General features: G+C 49.7%; 23 protein-coding genes. 13 read left to right on the top strand and 10 right to left on the bottom strand.

All coding sequences use genetic code 11. From position 1 onward, the window contains the following. The first annotated feature begins 5 nt into the window (after nucleotides 1-5). The 6 genes from dinB (at nucleotide 6) to ABWH99_RS17290 (ending at nucleotide 6698) form a co-directional block, all read left to right on the top strand. Nucleotides 6-1073 carry a DNA polymerase IV gene (gene dinB / locus ABWH99_RS17265; RefSeq protein WP_375583073.1) on the top strand — a complete coding sequence of 356 codons (1068 nt, stop codon included), beginning with the start codon at nucleotides 6-8 and terminating at the stop codon, nucleotides 1071-1073. A gap of 556 nt (nucleotides 1074-1629) precedes the next feature. Then, nucleotides 1630-2472: a sulfurtransferase gene (locus tag ABWH99_RS17270; RefSeq protein ID WP_375583074.1), complete on the top strand. Its 843-nt coding sequence runs from the start codon at nucleotides 1630-1632 to the stop codon at nucleotides 2470-2472. Further along, nucleotides 2469-3260, top strand: a complete 792-nt coding sequence (locus ABWH99_RS17275) for a HipA family kinase (RefSeq protein WP_375583075.1) — start codon at nucleotides 2469-2471, stop codon at nucleotides 3258-3260. The genes ABWH99_RS17270 and ABWH99_RS17275 overlap by 4 nt, the downstream gene beginning before the upstream one ends. Further along, the gene (locus ABWH99_RS17280) at nucleotides 3238-3621 is read left to right on the top strand and encodes a DUF3037 domain-containing protein (RefSeq protein ID WP_375583076.1); all 384 of its coding nucleotides are present in this window, start codon (nucleotides 3238-3240) and stop codon (nucleotides 3619-3621) included. Before ABWH99_RS17275 ends, ABWH99_RS17280 begins: the two co-directional genes overlap by 23 nt. 662 nt (nucleotides 3622-4283) lie before the next feature. Further along, complete coding sequence (locus ABWH99_RS17285; RefSeq protein ID WP_375583077.1) at nucleotides 4284-5831, top strand: AbgT family transporter; 1548 nt, start codon at nucleotides 4284-4286, stop codon at nucleotides 5829-5831. Nucleotides 5832-5846: 15 nt separating this feature from the next. Continuing rightward, nucleotides 5847-6698: a serine hydrolase gene (locus ABWH99_RS17290; protein ID WP_375583078.1), complete on the top strand. Its 852-nt coding sequence runs from the start codon at nucleotides 5847-5849 to the stop codon at nucleotides 6696-6698. A 56-nt stretch (nucleotides 6699-6754) separates the two neighbouring features. Here ABWH99_RS17290 and rbsK read toward each other — a convergent pair whose 3' ends face one another. The 3 genes from rbsK to ABWH99_RS17305 all read right to left on the bottom strand — a co-directional run bounded on the left by rbsK (nucleotide 6755) and on the right by ABWH99_RS17305 (nucleotide 9126). Next, a complete protein-coding gene (rbsK, locus tag ABWH99_RS17295; protein ID WP_375583079.1) occupies nucleotides 6755-7672 on the bottom strand; it encodes a ribokinase in 918 nt (305 codons plus the stop codon). Nucleotides 7673-7896: 224 nt separating this feature from the next. After that, nucleotides 7897-8634 carry an iron-sulfur cluster repair di-iron protein gene (ric, locus tag ABWH99_RS17300; RefSeq protein ID WP_375583080.1) on the bottom strand — a complete coding sequence of 246 codons (738 nt, stop codon included), beginning with the start codon at nucleotides 8632-8634 and terminating at the stop codon, nucleotides 7897-7899. An 81-nt stretch (nucleotides 8635-8715) separates the two neighbouring features. Further along, the gene (locus tag ABWH99_RS17305) at nucleotides 8716-9126 is read right to left on the bottom strand and encodes a DUF2784 domain-containing protein (protein WP_375583081.1); all 411 of its coding nucleotides are present in this window, start codon (nucleotides 9124-9126) and stop codon (nucleotides 8716-8718) included. Nucleotides 9127-9304: 178 nt separating this feature from the next. Here ABWH99_RS17305 and ABWH99_RS17310 point away from each other — a divergent pair, with 178 nt between their 5' ends. The 3 genes from ABWH99_RS17310 to ABWH99_RS17320 are packed head-to-tail and all read left to right on the top strand — an operon-like array spanning nucleotide 9305 to nucleotide 13495. After that, nucleotides 9305-11686 (top strand): carboxypeptidase regulatory-like domain-containing protein, encoded by a 2382-nt coding sequence (locus ABWH99_RS17310; RefSeq protein ID WP_375583082.1) that lies wholly within the window; start codon nucleotides 9305-9307, stop codon nucleotides 11684-11686. Between the two features lie 48 nt (nucleotides 11687-11734). Further along, nucleotides 11735-12730, top strand: coding sequence for a sensor histidine kinase (locus ABWH99_RS17315; RefSeq protein WP_375583083.1), 996 nt, complete (start codon nucleotides 11735-11737; stop codon nucleotides 12728-12730). A gap of 6 nt (nucleotides 12731-12736) precedes the next feature. Further along, complete coding sequence (locus ABWH99_RS17320) at nucleotides 12737-13495, top strand: LytR/AlgR family response regulator transcription factor (protein WP_375583084.1); 759 nt, start codon at nucleotides 12737-12739, stop codon at nucleotides 13493-13495. Nucleotides 13496-13576: 81 nt separating this feature from the next. On the opposite strand, the gene ABWH99_RS17325 is transcribed toward ABWH99_RS17320, so the two are convergent. Continuing rightward, the gene (locus ABWH99_RS17325; RefSeq protein ID WP_375583085.1) at nucleotides 13577-14017 is read right to left on the bottom strand and encodes a hypothetical protein; all 441 of its coding nucleotides are present in this window, start codon (nucleotides 14015-14017) and stop codon (nucleotides 13577-13579) included. A 155-nt stretch (nucleotides 14018-14172) separates the two neighbouring features. On the opposite strand from ABWH99_RS17325, the gene ABWH99_RS17330 reads away from it, so the two are divergent. From ABWH99_RS17330 to ABWH99_RS17340, 3 genes are all read left to right on the top strand, one after another. Next, nucleotides 14173-14469: a hypothetical protein gene (locus tag ABWH99_RS17330; RefSeq protein WP_375582538.1), complete on the top strand. Its 297-nt coding sequence runs from the start codon at nucleotides 14173-14175 to the stop codon at nucleotides 14467-14469. A gap of 2 nt (nucleotides 14470-14471) precedes the next feature. Beyond that, entirely contained in the window at nucleotides 14472-14819 is a 348-nt protein-coding gene (gene tnpB / locus ABWH99_RS17335; protein WP_375582539.1) for an IS66 family insertion sequence element accessory protein TnpB, read from the top strand. A gap of 74 nt (nucleotides 14820-14893) precedes the next feature. After that, nucleotides 14894-16486 carry an IS66 family transposase gene (locus ABWH99_RS17340; protein WP_375583086.1) on the top strand — a complete coding sequence of 531 codons (1593 nt, stop codon included), beginning with the start codon at nucleotides 14894-14896 and terminating at the stop codon, nucleotides 16484-16486. A gap of 16 nt (nucleotides 16487-16502) precedes the next feature. Here the strand turns inward: ABWH99_RS17340 and ABWH99_RS17345 are convergent, their stop codons facing one another. Further along, on the bottom strand, nucleotides 16503-17525 hold the full coding sequence (locus ABWH99_RS17345; protein WP_375583087.1) for a hypothetical protein: 1023 nt from the start codon (nucleotides 17523-17525) through the stop codon (nucleotides 16503-16505). Between the two features lie 453 nt (nucleotides 17526-17978). Here ABWH99_RS17345 and ABWH99_RS17350 point away from each other — a divergent pair, with 453 nt between their 5' ends. Then, nucleotides 17979-18158: a hypothetical protein gene (locus tag ABWH99_RS17350; protein ID WP_375583088.1), complete on the top strand. Its 180-nt coding sequence runs from the start codon at nucleotides 17979-17981 to the stop codon at nucleotides 18156-18158. Between the two features lie 575 nt (nucleotides 18159-18733). On the opposite strand, the gene ABWH99_RS17355 is transcribed toward ABWH99_RS17350, so the two are convergent. The 5 genes from ABWH99_RS17355 to ABWH99_RS17375 form a co-directional block, all read right to left on the bottom strand. Continuing rightward, entirely contained in the window at nucleotides 18734-19534 is an 801-nt protein-coding gene (locus ABWH99_RS17355) for a LytR/AlgR family response regulator transcription factor (protein ID WP_375583089.1), read from the bottom strand. Continuing rightward, nucleotides 19531-21438 (bottom strand): histidine kinase dimerization/phosphoacceptor domain -containing protein, encoded by a 1908-nt coding sequence (locus ABWH99_RS17360; protein ID WP_375583090.1) that lies wholly within the window; start codon nucleotides 21436-21438, stop codon nucleotides 19531-19533. Before ABWH99_RS17360 ends, ABWH99_RS17355 begins: the two co-directional genes overlap by 4 nt. A 353-nt stretch (nucleotides 21439-21791) precedes the next feature. Then, complete coding sequence (locus ABWH99_RS17365) at nucleotides 21792-22376, bottom strand: hypothetical protein (protein ID WP_375583091.1); 585 nt, start codon at nucleotides 22374-22376, stop codon at nucleotides 21792-21794. A gap of 451 nt (nucleotides 22377-22827) precedes the next feature. Beyond that, nucleotides 22828-23391, bottom strand: a complete 564-nt coding sequence (locus ABWH99_RS17370; protein ID WP_375583092.1) for a hypothetical protein — start codon at nucleotides 23389-23391, stop codon at nucleotides 22828-22830. A gap of 938 nt (nucleotides 23392-24329) precedes the next feature. Further along, the gene (locus ABWH99_RS17375; RefSeq protein WP_375583093.1) at nucleotides 24330-25931 is read right to left on the bottom strand and encodes a SusD/RagB family nutrient-binding outer membrane lipoprotein; all 1602 of its coding nucleotides are present in this window, start codon (nucleotides 25929-25931) and stop codon (nucleotides 24330-24332) included. Nucleotides 25932-25933: the final 2 nt, after the last annotated feature.

A 25933-nucleotide genomic window follows, 5' to 3' on the forward strand; every position in this document is an offset into this window, starting at 1 on the left:
GTGCCATGACTTCCTACCGGAAAATCATACACGTGGACATGGATGCATTTTTCGCATCTGTCGAACAGTTGGATCATCCGGAATACCGGGGAAAACCCCTGGCCGTCGGTGGAAATCGGGAACGCGGTGTGGTGGCCGCCGCCAGCTACGAAGCCCGAAAATTTGGAGTGCGGTCGGCCATGCCGTCTAAACTAGCGGCTCAAAAATGCCCGCAACTTATTTTCGTACCGCCCCGATTTGACCGATACAAGGAAATATCCCGGGCCATTCGAACGATCTTTCTGGAGTTTACAGACCTGGTCGAGCCCTTGTCCCTGGATGAAGCCTTCCTGGATGTCAGCAACAATCATTTCGGCCTCCCTTACGCAACCCAAATCGCCAAAGCCATCCGGCATCGTATTTACCTCAAAACCGGACTTACCGCATCGGCAGGGATTTCCTACAACAAATTCCTGGCAAAAGTGGCCTCGGACCTTAACAAACCCAACGGTCAGGCAGTCATCCCCCCGGAGAAAGCCGAAGCCTTTCTCGAAAAACTACCCATTGAAAAGTTTTTCGGAATCGGGAAAGTCACCGCAGAGAAAATGAAAGCGCTTGGAATTCATTGCGGACTGGACTTAAAAGCCTATTCCCTGGCATTCCTCACCCGAAGGTTCGGCAAGTCCGGCCGGCACTACTTTGATATCGTTCGGGGAATTCACGAAAGCGAGGTAAAACCCGACCGGATTCGCAAATCACTGGGTGTGGAACGTACCTTTGAGAAAGACCTGTTGACCAGCAGTTCGGTAACCGAAACCTTGAAGAAGAAGATCCTTCCTGAGTTTTTTCGCAGACTGCAGCAGTCTCAAACCGCGGGTCGAACCTTGACGGTAAAAATCAAATACAACGATTTTACGGTCCATACCCGCAGCAGAACCTTTCCGGAAGCCGTTCCCTCCAATCGAATGGAAGCTCTCGCGCTGGAACTGGTCAGGCAGGAGGAGCTTTCGGGACCCGTACGCCTGCTGGGAATCAGCCTATCGAATCTCATCCGGCCGGATGACCCGGGCCGGCAGTTGCGCTTTCCTTATTAAACCGACAAGGCGTGATACCCTGGCCCCGTTCACCGATTGCTACGGCGACACGGTCCGGATCTGAGAAATACAGGGGCAACACTACCTGCCGCTGACCCGGAAGATCCACCATTTTTTTAGGCTGGGGAAAAGGCAGGAAATGCCAGGCTACCTGTACCGGCTGAAACGAGCCGAGGTATTGCCACAGGAAAACCCCGAACCCTAAACAGCCGGCTGCGCCTGTCACCTGGTCTTCTAGTAAAAAAAGGATTCGGTGGTTCTTTTGCCAAACCAGTAGTGAGGCAGGGCGCCTGCCCTGCCATTTTTCCACGGATCGTTCCTGGATTTCCGACAGGCCTTCGGAAATAGCTCCGGTCCCGATAGCATAGGCAGCATCCGAGAAATGGTAAAAAACACTTTTTGGCTCCGGTTAGCAGCACTACCAGGCGAATGTCCTGTCCAACTGATCGACAGTACCGGCTAAATTCCCTTATTTTGGTCGGATCGCTCCCCTATCTGAGTTTTAGCGGTTATCTTTGTTGGATTCATACATGTACCAACTCTAACAACCCGAAACATGAACAGCGGAAGTCAACCCTTACTATCCCCGCCCGCCCTGGCAGCACGGATGCAGGAGCCCAATGTGGTGCTGGTAGATGCCTGTTTTGATAAGGAGGCATATAAAAAGCAACACCTCCGTGGCGCGATTCACGTCTCTCTCAACGAGGATTTGTCCGACATCAAAGAAGACCCTGCTGCCGGCGGCCGGCATCCCCTCCCCTCGCCAGAGGACTTTGGTAAAACGCTGGGTAAACTCGGAATCAACCCGGACAGTCAGGTAATCGTCTACGATGACAAACTGGCAGGCATGTCAGCGGCCCGGTTCTGGTGGATGTTGAGAGCCGTTGGGCACAGTCGGGTACAGGTGCTGGATGGAGGAATACAGGCGGCTATTGCCGCAGGATTCCCTACAGCCTCCGGGGAAGAATTACCTACTGCGGGGGCCGACTACCCGGTACAGCAATGGCGGTTACCGCTGGCAGAAATGGAAGAAGTAGGAAGGAAAGCGGGTGCAGAAGATGGCCGGGTAATCGATGTGCGCGAAGCCGTCAGGTACTCAGGGGCCAGCGAACCCATTGATCTGGTGGCCGGACACATCCCCGGAGCCCTGAATGTTCCCTTTTCTGAAAACCTGGGGGAGGACGGTTTCTTTTTGCCTGCGGGCACCCTCAAGGCCAAATACGAGCGCATACTGGCCGGTACTTCTCCCGAGAACAGCATCGTTCACTGCGGATCGGGCGTCACCGCCTGCCACACCCTGCTGGCAATGGCCCATGCCGGACTGGAGATTCCCAAACTTTACGTAGGTTCCTGGAGTGAATGGTCCAGAAACGGTCGTCCCATCGCCAAAGAACTATGAATGCATTGGCACTCCGAACGGTACAGGTGATGCAATACAAAATGCCTTTGCGTGAGGGCGGCTCCCTCCCTGCCCTGGCGCTGGCAGACGATGGGTTTAATTACGTCATCAAATTCCGAGGTGCCGGGCAACGGGAAAAAGCCTTGTTGGCGGAACTACTGGGCGGGGAAATTGCCCGACTTTTGGGATTAAAGGTACCGGAGTTGGTATTTGCACGGCTAGACCCGGCATTTGGGCAGACGGAGGGTGACGAAGAAATTCAAGACTTATTAAAAAGCAGCCAGGGATTGAATCTGGGGCTGCATTTCTTATCGGCTGCGGTCAATTTTGATCCGGCGGCCGATGCGGTTTCAAGCGAACTGGCGTCTGCCATCGTATGGCTGGATGCATACATCACCAACGTAGACCGAACCTTTCGTAACACCAATATGCTGATGTGGCATCGGGAACTGTGGCTCATTGACCATGGTGCCTCCTTTATATTTCACCATACCTGGGAAAACTGGAAAAAATACGCCAAAAGCGCTTTCCCACTCATCAAAGACCATGTGTTATTGCCTCGGGCCGGGGAATTGGAAAAGTCTGACGAGAAGTTCAAACAGCTACTTACCCCGGAAGCACTCTGGAAAATTGTGCAATCCTTGCCAGGTGAATGGCTGGAGGCCATGGGAGAAAGCGGAGCAATGGCAGATTGGAAACAGGTCTACATGGATTTTTTATTGCTCCGACTCGAGCATTCGGACATCTTTCTAAACGAAGCACAGCATGCCAGAAAAGCACTTGTATGAGTACGCCATCATTCGGGTAGTACCCCGGGTGGAAAAGGAAGAATTTATCAATGTAGGCGCGATCCTCTGCTCCATACCTCAGCAATACCTTCGCTGCACCGCGGTTCTGAACGAACAAAAACTGAAAGCGCTGGACCCGGAAGCCGACCCGGACACGATCCGAAAACACCTCGATGCATTCATGCAGGTATGTGAAGGAAAAAATGCCAACAGCCCTATTTCCAGACAACCGATCGCTTCCCGCTTTCGCTGGCTGACCGCCGTCCGAAGTTCCATCATACAGACTTCTCGACCCCATCCCGGGATTTCACCCAATCTAGAGCAAGCAATGAATGCCCTGCTGAAAGCGTACGTAGACTAGGTCTTCCTCGGGGAAAACGATGACTAACCCCCGGATCTTGCATCTCCCGACCCCTCCAACCCCGGATGGGGTTGAATAGGCTGTCGTACGCTGAAACCTGGAACGGAAGCAGAGACACGATGGCAAAAAGCAGTATCGAGTTGCAAAAGGTGGTTCCGGCCACATCGGAGTCGGGACAGGATTTACAGGTGCCTAACCCCCCGGTTTCCGCCCGGAGTGATTGTCAGTGAAGCCCTTCAGGCCTCGCCGTAGAACGGAAGCTTATTTTTAGGAAAATAATAAGGGACGTCATTACAACGGATTACCAGAACGGAAGATCGCTTTTTGGAAAACGCCGTTTCAGACCGTTGATAATTCCTTCTCTGACGGCAGGCCTGAAGGGCCTGAACACTACTAACCGTGGGTGCAGCCCACGGATCCTGCATCTCCCGACCCCTCCAACCCCGGATGGGGTTGAATAGGCTGTCGTACGTTCGGACCTGGATCAGGAACAGGAAAGCCACGTCAGCAGCCTATCTTCCGTTTGAATCGGTGGTTCCACCCACTTTGGGATGGGGAACCGACCTACTACTTGCCCAATCGAACCCGCTCGTTATTTTTTCAGCCCATACTCGGGGAATTCAGCAGTGGAATGTTATTTTTAGCTCTCTAAAAACCTACCCATGAAAAAATCCACGAATAAAAACAGCCTGTTGGACCGGTTTCTAAACGGCATTGAGCGTGCTGGCAACAAATTACCGGATCCTGCAGTACTATTTTTGCTGCTAATGTTGCTCACCTGGCTTTTTTCAGCGTTGCTCGCGCCCATCGATTTCAACGAGTTGGACCCCCGAACGGGCGAGAAACTCTACATCCAAAACCTGTTAACCGGTGAACGTATTGCTGCGTTTCTATCGCGCATGATACCTACCTTCATCAATTTCCCTCCCCTTGGGGTGGTACTGCTGGCAATGCTGGGCGTGGGTGTGGCGGAATATTCCGGATTTATCAATGCGGGCCTAAAATACCTTTTGGGATTTACACCAAAAAGCCTGCTCACCCCCATTTTGGTGTTGGTCGCTATTGTTAGCCACACGGCTGCGGATGCCGGTTACGTACTGGTAATTCCCCTGGGAGGCGTGATATTCTACGCGGCCGGCCGTCACCCCCTGGCGGGCATCGCGGCTACCTTTGCGGGCGTCTCGGGTGGATTCAGCGCCAATTTTATTCCCTCTGCCATCGACCCGCTTTTGCAATCCTTTACCCAGTCTGCTGCGCAAATCCTGGATCCAGGCGTGCAGCTGAATCCGTTGAACAATATTTTCTTTACCGGCCTTTCGAGCCTGGTTGTAATTGGGGTGGCCTGGTACCTAACCGACCGGGTCATCGAGCCGCGGCTCTTGCGCACCAATCCCGTAGACGAAAACCTGGCGGATGTACCCCAAATGGACGAATTGGGCCCCAAAGAGAAAAAAGGATTCAAAATTGCCAGCCTGGTCTTGGTACTGGGACTACTGGGTTTGGTGGCCTGGGCCTACCCGCTGGATTCCAGCCTTCGGGCCCCCAATGGAGAAATCACCTCATTTGCCGCTCCACTGATGCAATCCATCGTTCCGCTTATTTTTCTGGTCTTTTGGATACCGGGCATCCTCTACGGGTTCATTGCCGGCACCTATACATCCTCCGGCGACGTGATCGCCTCCATGAGCAAAGCCATGGGAAGCATGGCGCAGTACATCGTCATGGCCTTCTTCTGTGCGCTCTTTATCGATGCCTTCTCCCAGTCGAATATTGGATCCATGACGGCCCTGAAAGGGGCAGCCTTTCTGCAAAGCCTGCAATTGCCTTCACAGGTAACGGTGGTCGGGATCGTTTTCCTCAGTGCGTTTGTCAACCTGCTGGTTGGTTCCGCCTCGGCAAAATGGGCCCTGATCAGTCCCATCTTTGTTCCCATGCTTATGCAGCTGGGAATTTCTCCCGACCTGACGCAGGCTGCCTACCGGGTGGGCGATTCGGTATCCAACATCATCACACCCCTGCTTCCGTATTTTCCCCTGGTGGTGATCTTTTGCCAGCGGTACGTGAAACATACGGGAATCGGAACGTTGGTTTCGCTGATGCTGCCCTATACCCTCTACCTATTGGTAATCTGGACCGCCTTCCTGCTGATCTACTGGACGCTGGGCATCCCACTGGGGCTACAATCTTCCTACGAATACATGAGCTATTAATCCACTACTGACCCTATGAAAAAATCGTTTTCCTCATTTGCCCGCTATCTGCTTGTTGTTTGTGTATGCCAGTGGCCTGTTTCCCTCGCCAATGGGCAGGGGGCCCTTCAGGAATACCTGGAAACACTTGCCCCGGAAACCGAGCTTTCCTTCCTGATCCAATCCGCGGATGGAACAAGGCTGGCCGAATATCACCCAGACAAACAGATCCCCTCTGCCAGCATCATTAAAATCCCCATTCTCCTAACGCTTTTGGAAGCAGTGGAAAAAGACGAACTTTCCCTGGATGATCGGTACCGGTTGCGAAGTCAGGACAAAGTGGGTGGCGCCGGAGCCTTGCAGTTTCAAGCGGATGGAAGCTTGCTTACCTACCGCACATTAGCAAGTGAAATGATTCGGATCAGCGACAATACCGCAACCAACATACTGATCGATAAACTAGGGATGGAACGGATACAGGACTGGCTGAAAGGACGAGGATTTACCGCCACCCAGCTAAACCGAAAAATGATGGATTTTGCCGCCATCGAACAAGGAAAACAAAATTATACCAGCCCCGGGGAAATCAACCAAATCCTGCTGATGCTGCTGGATTCGAAATCCGTGTCGGCCGAAACAGCGGCATCCGCACGGCAGTTACTGGCTGCCTGTGAGGACCGGCAAACCCTACCTGCGCGCTTGCCCCAACAGCTGGAAGTGGCCCATAAGACCGGAACGCTGGACTACGTACGGGGGGATGCGGGGATTATTTTCGGGAAGCAACCCCTGGTTATTTCCGTTTTTGTGGAACATTTTCAGGAAATCGAAGAAGCAGAAAAGATCATTGCTGAAATCGGACGGCTGGCCTACGAAAGCTATGGCAACTAAAGCCTGTCTGAAAGGTCCGGGCACTGATTTTGCCCACACCGGTTAAGGCAAGGCCGTTACCCAAATTCCCGGACCTGCTGCAAAAAAGGAATGGAGGGCTGGGCTCCTTTTTTTGTCACCGACAGGGCAGCTGCCCGATTGGCAAAGGCCACTGCTTCCACCCAATCCATGCCCGAACTCAGGCCGGCGGCCACGGCGCCGATAAACGTATCGCCCGCTGCGGTACTATCTACCGGGAGCACCTCCGGTGAGGCCAGGCTACCGGTAAAGTCGGGAGTGGAAACAAAGGCTCCGGCAGCTCCCAGGGTTATCACCACCACTTGTACGCCTTTTTGATGGAAATAGGCAGCGGCATGCACGGCGGTTTCTTCATTCGTAATACGTATCCCCGTGAGAAATTTGGTTTCTTCCTCGTTGGGGATAATGGCATACAAATTCTTGTAGAGGGCTTCGGGCAACTCGCTGGCAGGAGCCGGGTTCAGGATTACCTTTTTGCCTTTCCCCCCGTAGGTAGTTGCCAGGTACAGGACTGTCTCCAAGGGAGTCTCTAACTGGGTCAAAATAAATTCCCCAGACTCCAGGAGTCCTGCATGGGCTTCCAGCTGTTGGGGCAGGAGCCCCTGATTCGCTCCACCGGCAACCACAATGACGTTTTCACCCGAAGCGTCTACCATAATTTGGGCCACCCCCGAAGGCAACTGCTCGTCCAGCACCACTGCCTGAACATCCAATCCTTCTTTTTTGAAGTTTTCCAAACTTTGGTAACCAAAGGCATCCTTTCCCAATCGGGCCACAAAGGCCACCTGCCCACCCAGCCTCGCGGCTGCAATCGCCTGATTGGCACCTTTCCCACCCGGATGAATGCTGAAATCTTCCCCATGGATGGTTTCACCCGGTACCGGAAAACGTTTCACACGAACGACCATGTCCGTGTTTGAACTTCCTACGACCACAATTTTTTGTTGTTTACCCATATGGTTGCTATTTGACGGACAAGTAACCGACAGTAGCAGCCGGTGCTATTCCATCCATGACTTTTGAAATCTCAAACCAACCCGGGACATTATCTGTTACTACGGGTTCGGAATTAAAACTAAAACAAAATTTCAAAAATCCCTGATAAAACCAACAAGAATTCCGGGCGACCAACAAATGGGTCGGAAAGTGAGCAAAGGTTTGTAACTTGGTGGGAGCTAGTTTACCTGGATCCTGCGGATGATTCCTTCAAGTCCTCCTGAAGGACACGTGCAGCGGGAAACAACAGGTTGTTTTCCAAATGGATGTGTACGTGCAGGTCTTTTTCAAACGCTTCCAACATGGCAAATGCTACCTTATAGGTCTGACAAGCATCCGCAGGCGGATTGTATCCCTGACTAAGTACCGAAATTTGCGAAAAACGGGCTCCTTCGGCCGCATGATCGTCTTCCATCATGCGAATGGGATTTTCGATGTGCCCAAAATGAGGTTTCGGGAGCGCAATCCCTTCGCTTCGGGCTTTTTCCATGGCCTGTATGTAGGGAAAAAGGATCAATTCTTCTTTCTTCATGTGCACGGTCAGGGCATCTGCCGCTGCGGAAAACAGCCGATTGATTTCTGCCAGCTCCGGGTGCCGCTCCCCGTGTACCTGCTCAATTTTATCCAGGTAGCATTTCAGGGAGGGCAAATTTTCTTCGACGTACCGGTGATGGCTGTTCACAATGTGTGTGATCAAATCAAGGGGATCCATTTGCGCGTACCGCAGGTCCTTCCTGCTGTTTTCCAGTCTCCCAAGTTTTTTCGCCAGTTCCACTGCGTTGATTCCCCGTTTCTGACAGGCCTCGGCAATACTTACGCCGCCACCGCAACAAAAGTCAATGTCGTATTCCGTGAAAATTTTCGCCGTTCTGAAATCCCTTGCGACAATGTCTCCTACGCGTTCACCTACTAGCTGCTCCATAATTAAAAGGTATTAAGATTTGTTTATCTTTTATTAGCACAAAGCTAGAGTAAAAATAGTAAAGGACAAATTTATCTTTTATTATTTTTTTCTGCAGTTCACCGTTACGGAGGATTTCCGGAGGTTCAGCCAAAGAGACATAAAAAAGACCGCCAGTGTCAGGCCTAGCGTGGCATTGTCCACGAGCTTGGCGGGGGGACGCCAGCCCAGGATGCGTTCCAACAAATAGCTGATGTAGGAATTGGGTAAGCCCTCCACGCCTCGGAGACGCAGAATCTCCCAATGCCAGTCCGTGCAGGGACAGTACCCCCATCCGTACCAGATTCCCAGGACAACCCAGGAAGCAAGCGTGAGGGAAATACTAATCAGGTGTGCTTTTCGGGTGTAAGCGCTCAGCCAGCCCACCAGATTGAAAAGGATCAACCCGGTATGCAGGACCAGAAAGGCATCGTCGGCAAGCGCCAGCCAGTCAATAAGCAGAAGTAGGTGCATCGCAGGTTTTGGTTTACCGGTAGCGAACGGACGGGGTGTTGCATTCACCGCCGGAAATTCATCCGGCTAATTTACGGATTCATCCCCAACCTATTCGGATCCGTCCAGCCTGATTTTCACTTTTCCGGCAGGTTGTATTGTTTTGCTCTCCTACTAACGAACCTATTTGAGAAACGACATGCGACAAAAAACATTATTCCTCCTGATGCTGCTGGGCCTATCTCGTTGGGCGACCGCACAAGACAACCCCTCCTACACGCAAACCGTTCGGGGAACCGTCCGGGATCTGGTCAGCCAATCTCCCTTACCGGGAGCTTCGGTGCGCATTTTGGGTACCGATCCCCTGATCGGAACCGCCACCGACCTGGAGGGTCGGTTTACCTTACCCGGGGTACCGGCCGGAAGGGCCAGTATCCAGGTGAGTTACCTGGGATACGAACCCAGCACACTTCGTGAAATCCCCATTACCAGCGGCAAAGAAGTAGTTCTCACCATCCAATTGGAAGAAAGCCTGGAGCAGATGGAAACCGTGGTGGTTCAAGCCGGAGGCGATTCGCGGGAGGCGCAAAATGAAATGGCCACCGTATCGGCCAGAGGTTTTGACATGGAGGCCACCCAGCGATTTGCCGGCAGCCGAAACGATCCCGCCCGCATGGCCCAGAATTTTGCCGGGGTGAGCGGTGCCAACGATTCCCGAAACGATATCGTCATACGGGGCAATTCCCCCACCGGCGTCTTGTGGAGATTGGAAGGGGTGGACATCCCCAACCCCAACCATTTTGGGGCCATGGGTACGACGGGCGGTCCGGTAAGCATTCTGAACAGTAATCTACTCGACCGGAGTGACTTTATCACGGGTGCTTTTCCTGCGGCCTACGGAAATGCTACGGCAGGTGTCTTTGATTTAAACCTGAGAAAAGGCAATGCCTATCAACGGGAACACCTGGTGCAAATGGGCTTCAATGGATTGGAACTCGGTACCGAGGGGCCTTTGGGCGGTAGGCATGGGGCATCTTACCTGCTGAATTACCGGTATTCTACCTTCGCCCTGATGCAGGAGATTGGTTTTTCGGCCGGCACCGGAGCCGCAGTACCCTATTACCAGGACTTTTCCATGAAACTAGACCTACCTACCCGTTCCTGGGGCCGGTTTTCGGTATTTGCCATCGGCGGAACGAGCAACATCGACCTGCTCGGATCGGAAACGGACAGCAGCAGCACCGATTTGTATTCCGAGCTATCTCAAAATATCTACAACCGGGCAAAAATGGGTGTGGTCGGATTGACCCATCGGCAGTATTACGATAGCCAGACCTACGGAGTGGTGACCCTTTCTGCCGATCACAGTTTTTCGGGAAACCGCGTGGATTCGCTGAGTTTGGAAAACCGGGAACCCAGTCCCCTTTTTCGCAACCATTTTGGATTAACCAAATTCCGGGCACAGTACGAGCTTTTCCGCAAAGTCGACAGCCGAAACAATTTTCGCGCCGGCATGAATTTCGACCACTTGCGATTCAACCTGCAGGACAGTCTGTATAAGGCAGCGGAGGACCGCTTCCGGGACCTTCGCAATGCATCCGGCTCTTCCGGTTTGTTCCAATCCCACCTGCAATGGCAGCACCGGCTGGATGAACGCCTCACCGCCAACGTGGGGATCCATTACCAGTATCTTGTGTTGAACGATGCGCAGCAGCTGGAACCGCGCTTGGGGCTATCTTTTGAACAAAATGACCGCAATACCTTCAGTTTTGGTTACGGCCTGCACAGCCAATTGCAGCCCATTCCCACCTATTTCCTCGAATCCGAAGGCTCAAACCAGCAAGTCCTGCAAACGAACAAAGGACTGGATTTCAGCAAATCCCACCACCTGGTGGCTGGCTTTCGGCACCAATTCAGCCCGAATGTGCACCTGAAGTCCGAAATCTACTACCAACACGTATACGATGTACCGGTCGAAACCGCTCCCAGTAGCTTCTCCCTGCTCAATGCCGGCGCCGATTTTGGTTTGCCGAATGTGGACAGCCTGACCAATCGGGGACGGGGCAGGAATTACGGGTTGGAACTCACGCTGGAAAAACAATTTAGCGAGGGATCCTATTTTCTGGCTACTGCCTCCTTATTTGATTCCCGGTACCGGGGCAGCGATGGCATCTGGAGAAATACGGCCTTTAACAGTCGGTACGTTTTGAACGGCCTGTTCGGAAAAGAATGGGAAATCGGGGGCCCCAACCGAGCCCTGGCGCTGGATGTAAAACTAACCTATGCGGGTGGTCAATACATCACTCCCATCGATTTGGAACGAAGCATCCTTGAAAACCAGGCGGTGTTCCAGGAAGACCGGGCCTTTTCGGTCAAAAACCCGGACTATTTCCGCACCGACCTCAAGATAGTCTACCGGGTAAACAAGAAAAACCTGACCCACGAATGGTCGCTGGACGTACAAAACCTCACCAATCACCAAAACCTGTTCCGGCAGACCTACAATCCCCAATCTCAGTCCATTGTCAACAGTTACCAGCTCGGCATCTTTCCGATTCCGCAGTACCGGTTGACATTTTAAGTATAAAACAAGCACTTTGCGTATCTTGTCACCTGTAATCGCCCACAAATGAAGATACATGCCCCTTATGACCGGTACCTCTTGATGCTGGGATTGTCCCTGCTGCTGACGGTGGTGCAGCCCATCGCCCCCTTTTGGCCGGAGTTGCTGGTCAATAGTGTCTTTACATTCGCGTTTTGGGAAGGCAATTTTCGACTGGTCGGCTGGGTTCGGGAACGGTACCCCCGTATCCATCAGACCCGGCAGCGCATCCTCACCCAGGCGCTGCTATCGATTGGGTACACCGTACTTGCCGGCAGCCTGGTGACCTTCCTGCTCGCTGCGATCGGCTGGGTACCTTACGAACTGGATTTTCACTTGCGGATACTCGGCATGGGCCTCTTTATCACTGCGATCATTGCCATCGTTTACGAAACCGTGTTTTATTTTGAGCTGTGGAAGGCATCCCTGCTGGAAAGCGAGCGGCTGAAAAAAACGGAAGTCCGCTTACAGTTTGAAAGCCTGAAAAACCAGGTGAACCCTCATTTTCTATTCAACAGCCTGAACACCCTGGCTTCCCTGATACCCGTGGATCCGGAAAAAGCGGAACAATTCGTGCAGGAATTTGCCGATACCTACCGCTACGTATTGGAAGTGAACGGCAAAAACCTTGTCAGGCTTCGGGAGGAGATGGACTTTGTGGCCTCCTACATTTACCTGCAAAAAATCCGCTTTGGGGACAACCTGATCGTTGAAAACCGCCTGGATACGCAGGTAGATCGGTACCATATTCCTCCACTGATCGTGCAGAACCTGGTGGAAAATGCCATCAAGCACAACCAGATTTTACAGGGCAGGCCACTGACCATCCGGATGGAACTGATTGAGGACCGCTTGCTGGTCAGGAACAACCTGCAGCTACGCAGCCATCCGGCTCCTTCCACGGAGACCGGCCTGAAAAACATCGCCCAGCGGCTGCAATTGGTGGCGAACAAAGAAGCAAAATTTTACGAACAAGCGGGGTATTTTTGTGCCGAAATACCCCTGATCCCTGAAACCGATTGAACAACCATGTACAGCACCCTACTTGTAGAAGACGAAAAGCTGGCGGCGGACCGCCTGGAGCGAATGCTGCAAAAGATCGCGCCGGATGTACAGGTGCAGGCCAAAGTCGATTCGGTACGTGCCGCGGTAGCATTTCTCAAAAATCACCAACCCGACCTGATTTTTCTGGACATTCACCTGGCAGATGGCTCGGGCTTTGAAATTTTTGATCAGGTGCGGGTGGCTTGTCCCGTAATTTTCACGACGGCCTACGACGAATACGCCCTGCAAGCCTTTCAGGTCAATGGCATCGCTTACCTGCTGAAGCCCATCGGGCAGGAGGCCCTGGCAGCGAGCCTGGAAAAGTTAAAATCCCTACAGGCTTCCGGGACGCAGGTAGCTTCCCTGGATGTCCTGCTGGCACAGCTACGCAAGGGAGAAACGCCCTACCGGAAACGTTTTTTGCTGGCTTATGGAAACACGATCAAGTCCATTGGTATTGGGGAGGTAGCCTATTTTTTCGCCGAAAGCAAGGCCGTGTACCTGGTCGACCGATCGGGCAGCAAGTACGTGTTGGACGAGACCTTGGATCAGCTATCGGAGGGATTGGACCCGGAGGTATTTTTCCGGGTCAACCGGAGTTTCCTGGTACAGGTAGCAGCCATCCGGCAGATGCATGCCTATTCCCGCAGCCGGATCAAACTGGACCTGCAGCCTCCCTGCGCCAAGGAATGCATCAGCAGCTCGGAAAAAACAGCGGAGTTTAAGGAGTGGTTGGGGAGGTGAGTTCCGGTTCCCTGGATAATACTCGCGCTGCCCATCCCATTTCTTTAACCAAGCGATGTTTATTATCTTCTACCTCGCAATTTATAATGAATAAATAGCAAGAATATTCAATCGGTTTTGATGGTTTTCTAGAATTACATTTTTAATTTTTTGGATATAATCGAATTTCCCGAAAAATTCAAAACAGTACGTATGAATACGCTCCTCGGTACAAACTGAAACTGCCTTTTCGAAACAGTTGCAAATTTCATCTAAATCCACATCTTCTCCGTTTTGAAATTTTTTAATCAATACCATTCCCATCTCAAAAAATGCTTCTCCAAACATAGGTTTATAATCTTCCGCCAACCAATCTAATTTAGAATTTTTTGTAATCTTTTCCAATGTTCTTTCATACGCATCCTGGGGTAGTTTTTCCCGAAGAAGACTAAAAAGCTTTATTCTGACGATTTCAAAATACATCATATTTTTCTCCACATGATCGACAGACAGTTCGAAAAAAATATCATCTAATTTGATCATATTCCCTTCAATTCTGATAAAACTACCATTATCGGTTGGTTTTTCTTGATCTGTCTCAAGCAGTTGTTTTAATTGAATAACTGCATCCTTTACACCGTAAGCGAACGCCCACCCCCATCTATTTTTTCTGGCAGGGGTTCGAGACCTTTGCCTGCATGAAAGATTTACAAACTATTTCCCCCAGGGATTATTATCATTCCCTTTATGAAGAGTGGAAGGCCAGTGGTATTTCCGTCGGTCTGTTCTGCAAGCAATCCTCAGTCAAGTACGCCACTTTCCGGTACTGGTCCAAGAAGTTTGGGCAGGAAAAGAATGTGGACACAGGTTTTACCGAGTTGCGTGTTAGCGATCCCGAACCTGAGCCTGTTGCGGTATTGAACTTTCCCAACGGGACCAGGCTTTCCTTTCAGCGCCTTCCGGATACCGCCTGGCTCAGAGCGCTGATATCGTAAGCATGCTTTCCCTTTCCTCTTCGGTACGCTATTTTCTATACCACAAGCCTGCCGACATGCGCTGCGGAATTTACTCCCTTGCCGGCCTTGTCCAAAACAATCTGGGACTTGATCCCCTTTCGGGTGACGTGTTTATTTTTATAGGCAAACGCGGCAACCAAATGCGTTTGCTCCAGTGGGACGGAGACGGCTACGCCATGTACATCAAGCGTCTGGAGTCGGGTACGTTCGAGCGTCCTAAAAACAGCAAAACACTGGTTTCCGCCAGGGAGCTGACCCTGGTTTTGCAGGGCGTGAAGCTTGCTTCCGTACAACTCAGAAAGCGGTACGAAAGGAATATTTTCACTTAAAAAAAAGTGAAAAATATTGTAAAAAAGTGGCCTTTAAATGATTTAAAGTCACTTTTTATATTTATTTTTATACTATGAATACAGCCGTACCGGACTATAAAGCGCTCTACCTGGAAAGCCAAAAACAGTTGGCCGAAAGCAGGCGCATGCTACTGGAAACGGAACTCAAACTTAAGTTAGCCCTACTGGACGCAGCCGAACTGCGGCGCAGGCACTTCTCCTCCTCAAAATCCGACAACCGGGTGAGCGGTTCGGGCAACGGGCAGCTGGGCCTCTTCCCCTTGGGTGCCGGGGAAGCCGATGTTCAAGCCTCCGAGGAGCTTACTGCCGCCGAGGTGGAAAAGGCGAACCTGGAGCAGGACATACAGGCACGCAAGCGTAGGAAAGCCGCAGCCCGAGGTCCCCGCATGGTGTTTCCCGAAAGCCTGGAGCGGGAAATCGATATCATAGACCCCAACCAAAACCTGGAAGGATACAAAATCATCGGAGAAGAAACCAGCGAGGTGTTGGTGATGGTACCCGCCAGTTTTAAAGTGCGCAGGACCGTTCGCAGGAAATGGGCCCTCATTGACCCTTCGCAAACCGGCAAAAAGGGAGTGCTGATCGCCCCAATCCCTTCCAGGACCGTAAACAGGGGACTCTTCGATGAATCGGTTCTGGCCCACCTGCTTACCTCCAAATTCGTGGATCACCTTCCCCTGTACAGGCAGCAGCAGATGTTCAGGCGAATAGGGCTCGAAATCCCCGCCTCCACGCTCATCGACAACACCAATGCAGCCTGTAAAGCAATCACCCCAATCTACAACGCACTCAAGCGCGAAACCCTGGCCAATCTCTATCTACAGGCAGACGAAACCCGGATGCAGGTACTCGAAAACGGAGGCGTGAAGGGTTCCTCCCATAGGGGTTTCGTGTGGGCCTATCATGCCCCCGTGGACGGGTTGGTATTCTTTGACTACCGGACCGCCAGGAACAAATCCGGCCCAGAGGAGATATTGGCCAATTACAAGGGCGTGGTCCAGACAGATGCCTATGAGGTTTACCATAGTCTTTTTGCCCGCAACAAAGGCATAAAGCACTATTATTGTATGGCTCATATCCGCCGCAAGTTCGACGAGGCAGCAGTTTATGACAGAGATAGGGCTTCTTGGGCGGTGGGGACGATTGCCAAACTGTATGCAGTAGAAAAACAGATCAGGGAAGCCGAACCGCCCCTTCCCGAAAACCTCATCGTCAAAAAACGGGTGGAGGAATCCCAACCCATACTGCGGGAAATCCACGACTGGATGCTCGCCGAGTATCCCAAGGTACTCCCTTCCTCACCGATAGGAAGGGCAATCGCCTATGCACTTCCGCTCATGGACAGCATGAAGCTATACACCCTCCACGGACAACTTCAGATTGACAACAACCTTATTGAAAACGCCATCAGACCGATTGCCCTGGGACGGAAAAACTACCTGTTCGCTGGTACCCACGCCACTGCTCAGAATGCCGCAATGATCTACTCCCTGTTCGCGACTTGCAAAAAGCACGAGGTAAATCCCCATGACTGGCTGCTCGACGTGCTGCGAAAACTCAACAACCCCACCTATGACGGCAAGTTCTCCGACCTGCTGCCCCACAGATGGAAAAATCATCAAGGGAATCCCAGAAAATTTAAATAGGGGGTTGGCCGTTTGCTTACTTTACACCAATTTGGTTTAATAATCTTAAATATTGGATTTGAGCTTTCATAGGATTTCCCAGCAAGTCCTGTAGTACTCCCAATCGAAAAGGAACTTCTATTGTATCCAACTTTAGTTCTTTTGCTTTCTTCAAGTAGTCGCAGCTAGTTTGTAATCTCCTTTTAAAAAAGTACCGGTGAGAAAGACACCAATAGATGGTGTGCTTTATTTGTTTTTGTAGTAAACCGGATTTCCCATCCTCAGAATCCGCACTTAATATTTCGCCAGTCTTGAATTTTCTTATCCAGCTCCCATGATGTTGCGCCCAAATTTTATCAAAGGCATGGCATATCAACGAGACGAAATCTCCGGCGGTTCCGTTAACAAACAATACCAAATCTGCTTTGTCTTTGATTGCAATTTCCTTTGCTTTCGAAAAAGTATTTACGCTGGGAATTTGCTGTCCAACCGCGCTGTTAAAGTTACCCGAAATTTGTAAATTTTCATCTTCAATCATGTTAAGAAGTAACAATTTAAGATTATCCTTTATCTGATCGCCTTTAATCATTGTATTGTTCACAAGTGTTAAAACCAACCCATCGGGACAGGAAAACTCCACATGAACAAACTCTCCAAAGTCCCTAAAGCCAACAAACTGACTCAAAAGATCAAGTATGTCCAGCTTTACAAAGCTATTATAACGATATTTATCATCATATTTAAATCTAGCGTAACAATACCAAAACGACCGCAGTATTGTGCTATCTTTTGCAAAAGGCCATTTATCATCCGGCCACCCCAATTCTCTTAAATTTGTCTGATGATTTTGTTTGAACTCTCCTGGATCATTTTTTAAAAAAGGAATGTATTCGGATAGCTCACTTTCTCCGGTTCCCCTTGTCCGAAGAAGTACCGCGACTTTATTCTTTACACGCTCGCCCAATCTGTAAAAAGGCTCGTATTTTCCTTTTTCATCTTGGACCAATTCCTTTAAGTATGGGTGATTTTTAGCATAATTAAGGTATTGTAACGCTGCCATAGATCAGTAGTGCTGATTCGATTTGATAACAAGACTACTCGTTTTGAAGAATAAATCAGTAATTACTTCAAAATACTGAATTATTTTTTTAAAACCGATTCTGTTGTTGAAAAATTTTTCCACTGGAAAAAAAATTACTGGCCCCGGCGCTATGTATGATTATTTTGAAGCACACATAGTGTAATAAAACAAATTTTTACTATATAATATTTTTTATTTTTTCACTTTTTAAATTTTTTATACTGCATTTTATTACACGAACCAAATTTAGTTCTTATCCGGTTATTACTATGTCGGCCGAAAAAACTGATCAGAATTTACAAACCAATGTAAATACGTATCGGCGCAGACGCTGTGGGAAATGACAGGAAATAGGAATCGGACCCTTCCTAATTCTTGTCAACCCAATCGGGTCCATTTGAATCAAAACTTCAATTTAGAATCTAAAAAGTTATGAAGGCTACAATCAAATGGAAGGTGTTGATAATTACACTTATGTTAATAGTTGCTTCGTGTGATTTTGTTGGAATTAATGACAAAGAGGGTTTCCCAAAAGAAAAACCTGATACCGAAGCATTTTCGGGAGGTGGGGGCAAGTCGAATGACGACCCAGCCAATGGTGGCGGGAGCTAAAAACCAATCAGTCCCTACACCATAATACCGGATAACCGTTTTACTTTCTATGCTAAAAAGCCTGCAACACTTCTTGCAGGTTTTTTTACGCCAGCCTTTCAATGAACACCTGATAAACTGCCCACCGAACTCGATCATCAATTAAATGTACGCAGACAAAAATAAATAACCGGCCTAAAATTCGCGAAGCGGAGCAATAAATTCGTGAAGGTGCGGAATTAACTCGTGAATTCTTTTACTGGTAGCTGGCATCCTCAACTGAATAGCGCCTGTTCCCTAAACTATTTCCCCCACTTTTTCTCAGAACGTACAGGAGGGGGCCACGAATAGGCTGCGTTTATTTTTTAGGTTTTTTTATTTCGTCCAGTTCCGCTTTTTTTCATCACGCGATTCAGCGAGGTCGTAATCATTCTGAAATCCAGGCCAGAACTTGGCTGAATTTCCGAAATAGTTGCTCAACCGAAAAGCCCTGTCTCCTGTAAATCTGCGTTTACCTTTACTAATTTTCGAAAATTTTATTGGCTGGTACCCGACAACATGGTCTTGTTTCGGCAGACTTTTTCTTTCCCGGCGAGTCAATCGGGTCTGAGTTTAAAGCCCAGACGCGCATAAAGGAGCTTTCTGGCGTCGCCATTTTTGGGGATAGGGATTCTAAAAAAGGGATCTTCTCCGGCTTTCACTTTTTTAGGAAGGATCACGTGATTGTCCTTAACCTGCGTGACCATGGGAAGATTAATTACGTATTTCCGATTGATACGGTGAAAATCTTTGAGCAGGTACAGGTTGTCCCGGTAAAAGTTTTTGAGTCCGGGGCTGGTAAACGGAATGGGGGCAGTGCTGTCGGTAGTATAGGCGCGGATGAGCTTGTCATCGGCTTCCAGCAAGATGAGCTCATTAATCGGAATGGCGGTGGCCTCGTTGTGCGAGGTAGCGACAAAGATGGATTTATTCTGAATGCCATTTTGGTTGGGCTCCATGGATTCCACCTTGCTTCGTTGACTTTGAAAGATCGTTGCGAGTTCAATCTTATCCATAAGCCTCTGGTATTCAATAGGTTTAGGGATGAAATCGAAAGGCATCAGGTACTTTGCCAAATTAAATCCCAGGCTGCGCGGCAAACCGGACAAGAAGACGATCGGTATGGGGTACGAACGATTGAGGTATTGGGCCAGGCGGATTCCGGCATCCACATCTGTTCCCAGCGCTATGTCCAGCAGGGCTACATCCGGTTGTTGGTACAGCACGATGTCCAGGCCCGCCTGGTAGGTTTCGGCGGGCCCGAGGATTTCGTGGGGGTCCTCAGCAAAGTGTTCGCTGATGGAAAGCGCTATTTCTTCGCCGATGGAGGGATTGTCTTCTACGATGAGAATTTTCATACGGGAGTTTGGATTGGTTTTGTCAGTAGGTTGAAGCGAAGGCAATGGTACATTCCTTCATCGCTTTTGGTGGTTACTGCTGCGTTAAGGTCACGGGCAAACTTTTCAATCAACTCGGTTCCGGTACCCCTCCTGTGCTGATTTACCGTCACACCAGATCCATTGTCCCGGTAGTGCAGGGTAAGTGCCTCGTTTTCTTTCCGGAGTTGAATGGAAATCTGGGGATTTTGGGTATTCGCAAAGGCATATTTGGTACTATTTCGCAGCCACTCGTCCAGAATGATCGCCAGGCTCAGGATTTGATTGACCGAAAGTACAATGCCTTTGGGGCAATCCAGGGTAATTTGTATGTCCCTTTTTTCCAATCGGAATAATTCCCGATGATGGTCCAGCAGACCGTTGAGGTATTCTGCCAGGGATACCTCAAATTCATCTTCCACATCGTACAGATACCGTTCCAGGGAGGCCGCCGTTTGCAGGATACGGCCTGCCTGTATCAGTTCCGATTTGGTACCGGAGTCGGTGGCTTTCCTTCGTATGGTATTGATTACGGTTTGAATCTTGGCCAGGCTATTGCTGGTGCGGTGGCGGATTTCGACCTGCTGTGCCTTAATTACGGAGTTTTGCTCCTGTATTAGTTTCGATTGCTGTTTTTGGGTGTTGAGGTTCCGGTAGGTAATGACCGAAAAGAGGGTTAGCAATAGCCCCACCAAGCCGAGTAGCACACTGGTGGTTTGAAACTGGGCGGACTTGATTTCGAACAAATTAGCTTGTTGGGCGACTTGTTCCTTCTCAAATTCCTTTTCCCGTAGTAAATACAGGTTTCCAAGCTCCTGTACCTGGATTTTTTCTGTCATAAACAAATCGGTTTTCAGGCTGTCCCAAATCTTATAGGTTTGGAGCGCCCGGTCATAACGATGGGTGATTTCGTACAGCTGCACTTTTAAGGCGGCGTTTTTGATCGCCAGTTCTTTGGTCTGGATCTCCCGGATAATTTGCGCAGCCGAATCCAAATATTCTCCACTGAGGGAGTAGTTGCCCTTTTTTAGCCAGTAAGCGGCAAAATTGTTATAGCTGATTACCATCGACTCCGGTTCATTTAATTGGCGATGGATGGAATAGGCCTCCTGTAAATACGGATAGGCGGAATCCAAAAGTGCTAGATCCAGGAAAATTTCTCCCAAATTATTGAAGGTGGAGGAAATATCCCGCAAGTCACCCAAGGTTTTCTTTTGTTCGAGTGCCAGTTCATTGTAATAAATACAGGAATCGAACTCGCTTTTTTGTTGAAAATTAATCGCCATATTATTGTACACATAGGCTACACCCGTTTCGTCACCAATATCGTTGTAAAGTGCTAGCGCCTCTCGGAGATAGTTCATGGACACATCGGGCGCATTGTTTTGCTGGTACAGCACACCGATAGAGTTATTCAAATTGGCCAATACTTTCTTATCCGAACCACTCTTTGCCAACTCCAAGGTTGCTAAATACTGATCGAGTGCAACGGCATGGAGGCCCATTCGCTGGAAATTGAGCCCGATGCTTCTGGAAAAAGCGACCATCAGGCTGGAATCCCGGAGCCCTTCTGCATAGGCGTAGGCAAGTTTATAGGCAGCAATACTGGCCTCGTATTCCCCGGTGAGATTTAGTATGTATCCCCGGTCGCCATAAATCCGTCGAATGCGGTTGGAATCGCCGAGGTAAAGGGCTTGGTCTAGCGCCTGATCCAATGTACGGGAAGCGGAATCCAGGGCGTAAACATCAATTTGCCGGCGAACCTTCTCCAGCAAACTATCCAACTGACTTCGATCGGGTAGCTGCTGCCAGGCAGAAGAAATTACCAGGGCAAGGGCAAGTACTAAATACCGGAAAAAGGGATGTTTTGGAACAGGTATTTTCATGTTGGTTAGTGGGTTATTCAAAAAACACAGTCAGGTATACCGTTTCGGAAAACAAGTAGTTAAAGATGGGTTTTTTGTATAAAAAATAAAAATTAATGTGGCATATATTCGGTTTATCAAAATAATTTTAGCAATCGTTAGTTGATTACGGTGGTTAGGGGTAACGGATCTCACGAGTCAATTTTGTACGTTCACGAGTTGAGAGCCCAGCTTCGCGAATTTTCTACCTGTTTTTTGTTTTTACTGCCTAGATAAAAAAAGGATTTTGGTTCGGCCGTATTTACACTAAAAATAACCGGTCAAAATTGATACCAACCCTTCCGGGATATCTGGAGAATGAATTATCTGCCTATTTACTCCTCCACTTTCACAAGCTCAATATTTTCAAAGGAAAGCTCAACGGTACCCAAGGGTTGACCACTTTCCGCGGAAAGTAAATTCCCTTTTACTGAACCCGAGGCAATTCCTGATCCAATATCCAATTTCTGAAAGGTTAGTTCTACTTCATCGACTAGTCTGGAGACGTAATCGTCGTCACTTCCCACACTGTATAGGCCTAACATGGTTTGATCGGAAGAATTCCCATAGGTAACCCCGGCAATTATGTCATTGCCGAATGAGGTAAGGCTTATGAAAATCATTTCATTTCGGTCGGGTGTCAAAACCATTCCGACCAAACTAACCATTGTATAGGTTAAACCGGGGATACCCTGAAAATCGGTATACATCACCGATTTCAATTCTGCGGTAAAGGATTCGTTTCCAATTCTCCCGCTGAGTTCCCCGGTGGTAAATACTTCCATGCCTTCGGTGGTGGCCAGAAATTCACTCGGGATTTCAGCGACAAGGTCCTCCTCGGGCTCCATGTCATCATCTGAGGAACAGCCGGAAATAAAAATAGCAGCAATTAGAAAATAATGTATCAATAGTGGTTTCATGTTTAAATCGTATTTAGTGGTAAAGAAAGTAATGGTTGAGGTAGGCACTACCCATCGACAGGACCTTCGGATGGTACCGTTGATTACAAGTACTCAGGCCCCCTCAAAACGCGGCACATGGGCCAATCATGCCCAAACTACGTCCGTTGGGCATCGGAAGTAGTCACTGTTGCAAGCAGGCCGATAATAGGATCGGGTAAAACCTCCCGAACGCCTGAATCGGTAACCCACCCATTTTCTTTGGGGATATCGGTAGACCGTGTCAACAAGTTCTCGAGCCTGTTTTACGCTCAATCAATCCCGCCGGAAACAGTGCAGACAGCTTCGGTGATTTTCTAACGGGGGGGGTCGGTGCCTGGCTGAGGTTGTGTTCCGAATAACCGGAAGGCAGATAGATTTATGCCAATCCCGACTCGTTCCCGACACAACCTCCGCAGCCTTTCGGAAAACCTTACCGTCCAAAGGTGACACCCACATTGATTCCCGTCCCCATGCCGGTGTTTCCGCGGGAGGAATACTCGAGCATCAGACCGAATTTTCGGGAATCTCCGGGATACCAGCGGGTACCCAAAACCATCCCAAATCCACTGAAGCTAAAAAGAGATCCAACCTCATCAAAAGGCTGAGGCATATAGTAGCCATAGGTAAGCCCAAAATAGGGTTCGAATCCGGCGGCGGTAACGTCTCCTCCGGAAAATGTCTCTACTGCCTGCAAGGCATAACCGACAAAACGGCCAGTAAAGCCGAGGGCAACCGTGTTTTCAGTGGATGACCATTCGCGCATATCGGCACCAATGGCAAAACCAAGACTCAGAAAATCAGCAAAGCCTTTTTCCACATAAAGCGCTACCGGTGGCACGGCTACGAAATTACTATTGCCACCGAAAGTCGGATCCACGGCAATTGTGTAAAAGGATTTGCTCGACTCCGATTGAGCGAGGAGGGCTCCACTGTTGACAAAATTGCCGATCATACAGGCTAAGACGAAGATAATTCTTGTTTTTGAACGATTCATGATTGTTTTGTTTACGTTTTGCAACTTTTTCTTAATAAATGGATGTTGTTTTTCTTGCCTTTCTGACCAAATCGATAGACCTATCGAAATCGTCTGCAAGTCCGGACCAATAGATAAGCCTGAAACGGGCGCTCAACTGACAGCTGCCAGACCTTGTAGTCGGGTGCTGGCATCCTTTCAATGCCTAATTTTATTGATCCGCTTTTTTTGTAACTTAAGTGGTGATTCGGTGACGGATGCATCTGTACCTGCGAAAAACCCCTCACATTCCTAAAGGAGGCTCATCCCCGGCTCCTTACAACCGGGCCGTATGTTTCCTAGGCTTGCCTGCCTCAGGGGTCTGGGATTTTTCTTACCGAAAATTACCTTATCCACACCTACGCATCCGAATGAAATTCGTCAAGCTACCGCACAATACCGTAAAGATGTTGTATCTGGGGATAAGCCTATTTGTGGCAAACCCCAATAATCTATTGATGAGCTGCAAAATATCTCTAATAAGATACGGAATCACTCCCCTTTCCCGAAGTAAAAGGCAGCAGGTGCAAGGTTCAACAAGGGGGCGGTAGCTTGGCAGGATCGTCCACTCCGCTAAATCGGCTGCGGAGACCGGATTAAAAAATCAGAAAGGAGCGATTGAAGGGAACGTTTGTATGCCTCCCAGGGGTCAAATGCATTCAAAACCCGGCATCAGCGCCGCGTGTTTGTACAGAGGTACCAGTGGCAGATCAACCGGGGTTGAAGGAATCGATCGTAGTGCAGGCACTTGATACGCTGGCAACTGACCCATTGCAGGCTCCACTCCCCAAATTCGCTACTTACCAGAAGCCCTGTTTTCTCGGCCGTAAGCAGCAACCTCCATTGCAAAACGCAAAAAAAGAGGTCTCGACTTGCGTCGAAACCTCTTCTTTTTGTGGCAATTCCAATTTGGAAAAGAATTAATTCCCTCCGTCCCACCAGGTACGGGTGATCCAATCGTCGCCTCCCATTCGGGAAACGGCAGCACTGAGGGACTCTCCATTTACCCCGCTTTCACCAGCCGGGTACGGCTGTCGGCGAGGAATTTGACCAGAGGAGAAGTTACCCGGAAAATTAACGGGGGTCAACTCGGGATAGCCGGTTCGTTTCCAGTTATTCCAGGCCTCCACGAAGTTGGCAAATAGGCTGGTGGTAACCCAGATTTGTTCGTTGATCATTTTCAGCGAAGCTTCTGTAGTCGACACATCCAAGGGATGGGCATCCGTGTAGTTGGTGATGTCTTCGACAGCAACGGTTCTGCCTCCGAATTTACCTATGGATACAAAGGCCGCTTCCACGCCATTCTTGTAATAGTCGGCTGCTGAGCCGGAAGCCAGACCACGCACGGCGGCATCCGCCAGGAGAAGTTGTACTTCTGCATAGGTCAGCGCGAACACGGGCGCATCACGGTCTCGATAAATCGCCGTAGGTCGGGAATAGGCACCAATAATGGCCACATCCGCACCGGAACCGGTAGGACCCGGGTATTCGGGATGGGTGGTGATGTCAAAAGCGCCGCCTGTCAGGTCAAAGCCATTGGGCAGGCCAATTTGAACCGCCGGATCGCTGTTTCCTTCTACCACACCGTCTCTATTGGCTGCCAGGCCTGCAGGAGGTACCTCGGCCACAATGGAAAGCCGCGGATCGTTGGTGGCTTTCAGGAAGTCAATCGTTTTATCGGACCACCTTACTTCGTAAATATCATCCACTACGTTCAGGGCATTGGCGTTTTGGTTGGAATAGCCATTCGCCTGATCGGAAGGCACCAACGCGTCGTCATCCGGGGAAGTAAATACCCCACCTGCTACCGCTTTTTGTACCCATGCCTGGGCAGCGGCAGGGTCCACCTTCACGAGGCGCAGTGCCATTTTCAACATCATGGAGTAGCCAAACTTTCTCCATTTTTCCAGGTCTCCCCCGTACATCACATCGTTACGGATGGGATCGCCTGCAGGATTTAAACTCGCAAGGGAAGTCTCCAGATCCATCAACATGGCCATGTAGGCTTCCGATTGGCTGTCGTATTTGGGCTGGGTGATTCCCTCCTCTGCCTGCAGCCCTTCCGTGTAGGGAACGTCTCCGTATACATCGGATACAAAGGCCAACGTGCTTGCTTTGAAAATTCCACCCACGGCATCCAAATTGCTCAAGTCCTTGGTTCGAGCCAGGCTCTGCATCTGATTGATCCTTGAAGCGATCTGGTAGCCGTTGTTCCACACGCCCTGAATGTAGTTATTCGTGCTTCCCGAAATCACGTATTTGTCCGCATTCGAGTAGTAATTGGCGCCTCCGGTAGACGTAGATGCCAGGGACTGAATCCACATACTCTGAAACAAAATCGGTCCGGAATATCCCGTTAACATATTGCCGTAGCCGTAGGTGGCCACCGGCAAAATCAGGTTCGGGTCAAAAACGTCTGCACCGGGCCTGTTGGGATCCGTATTCAGCTCTGCAAATCGGTCGTCACAGGAGCTGACCACCAGAAAGCTGCTTAGAAGAATTAGATTTATGTACTTTTTCATGA

Source organism: Cyclobacterium xiamenense, from assembly GCF_042140265.1.
In the GTDB taxonomy this organism is placed as follows: Bacteria; Bacteroidota; Bacteroidia; order Cytophagales; family Cyclobacteriaceae; genus Cyclobacterium; species Cyclobacterium xiamenense_A.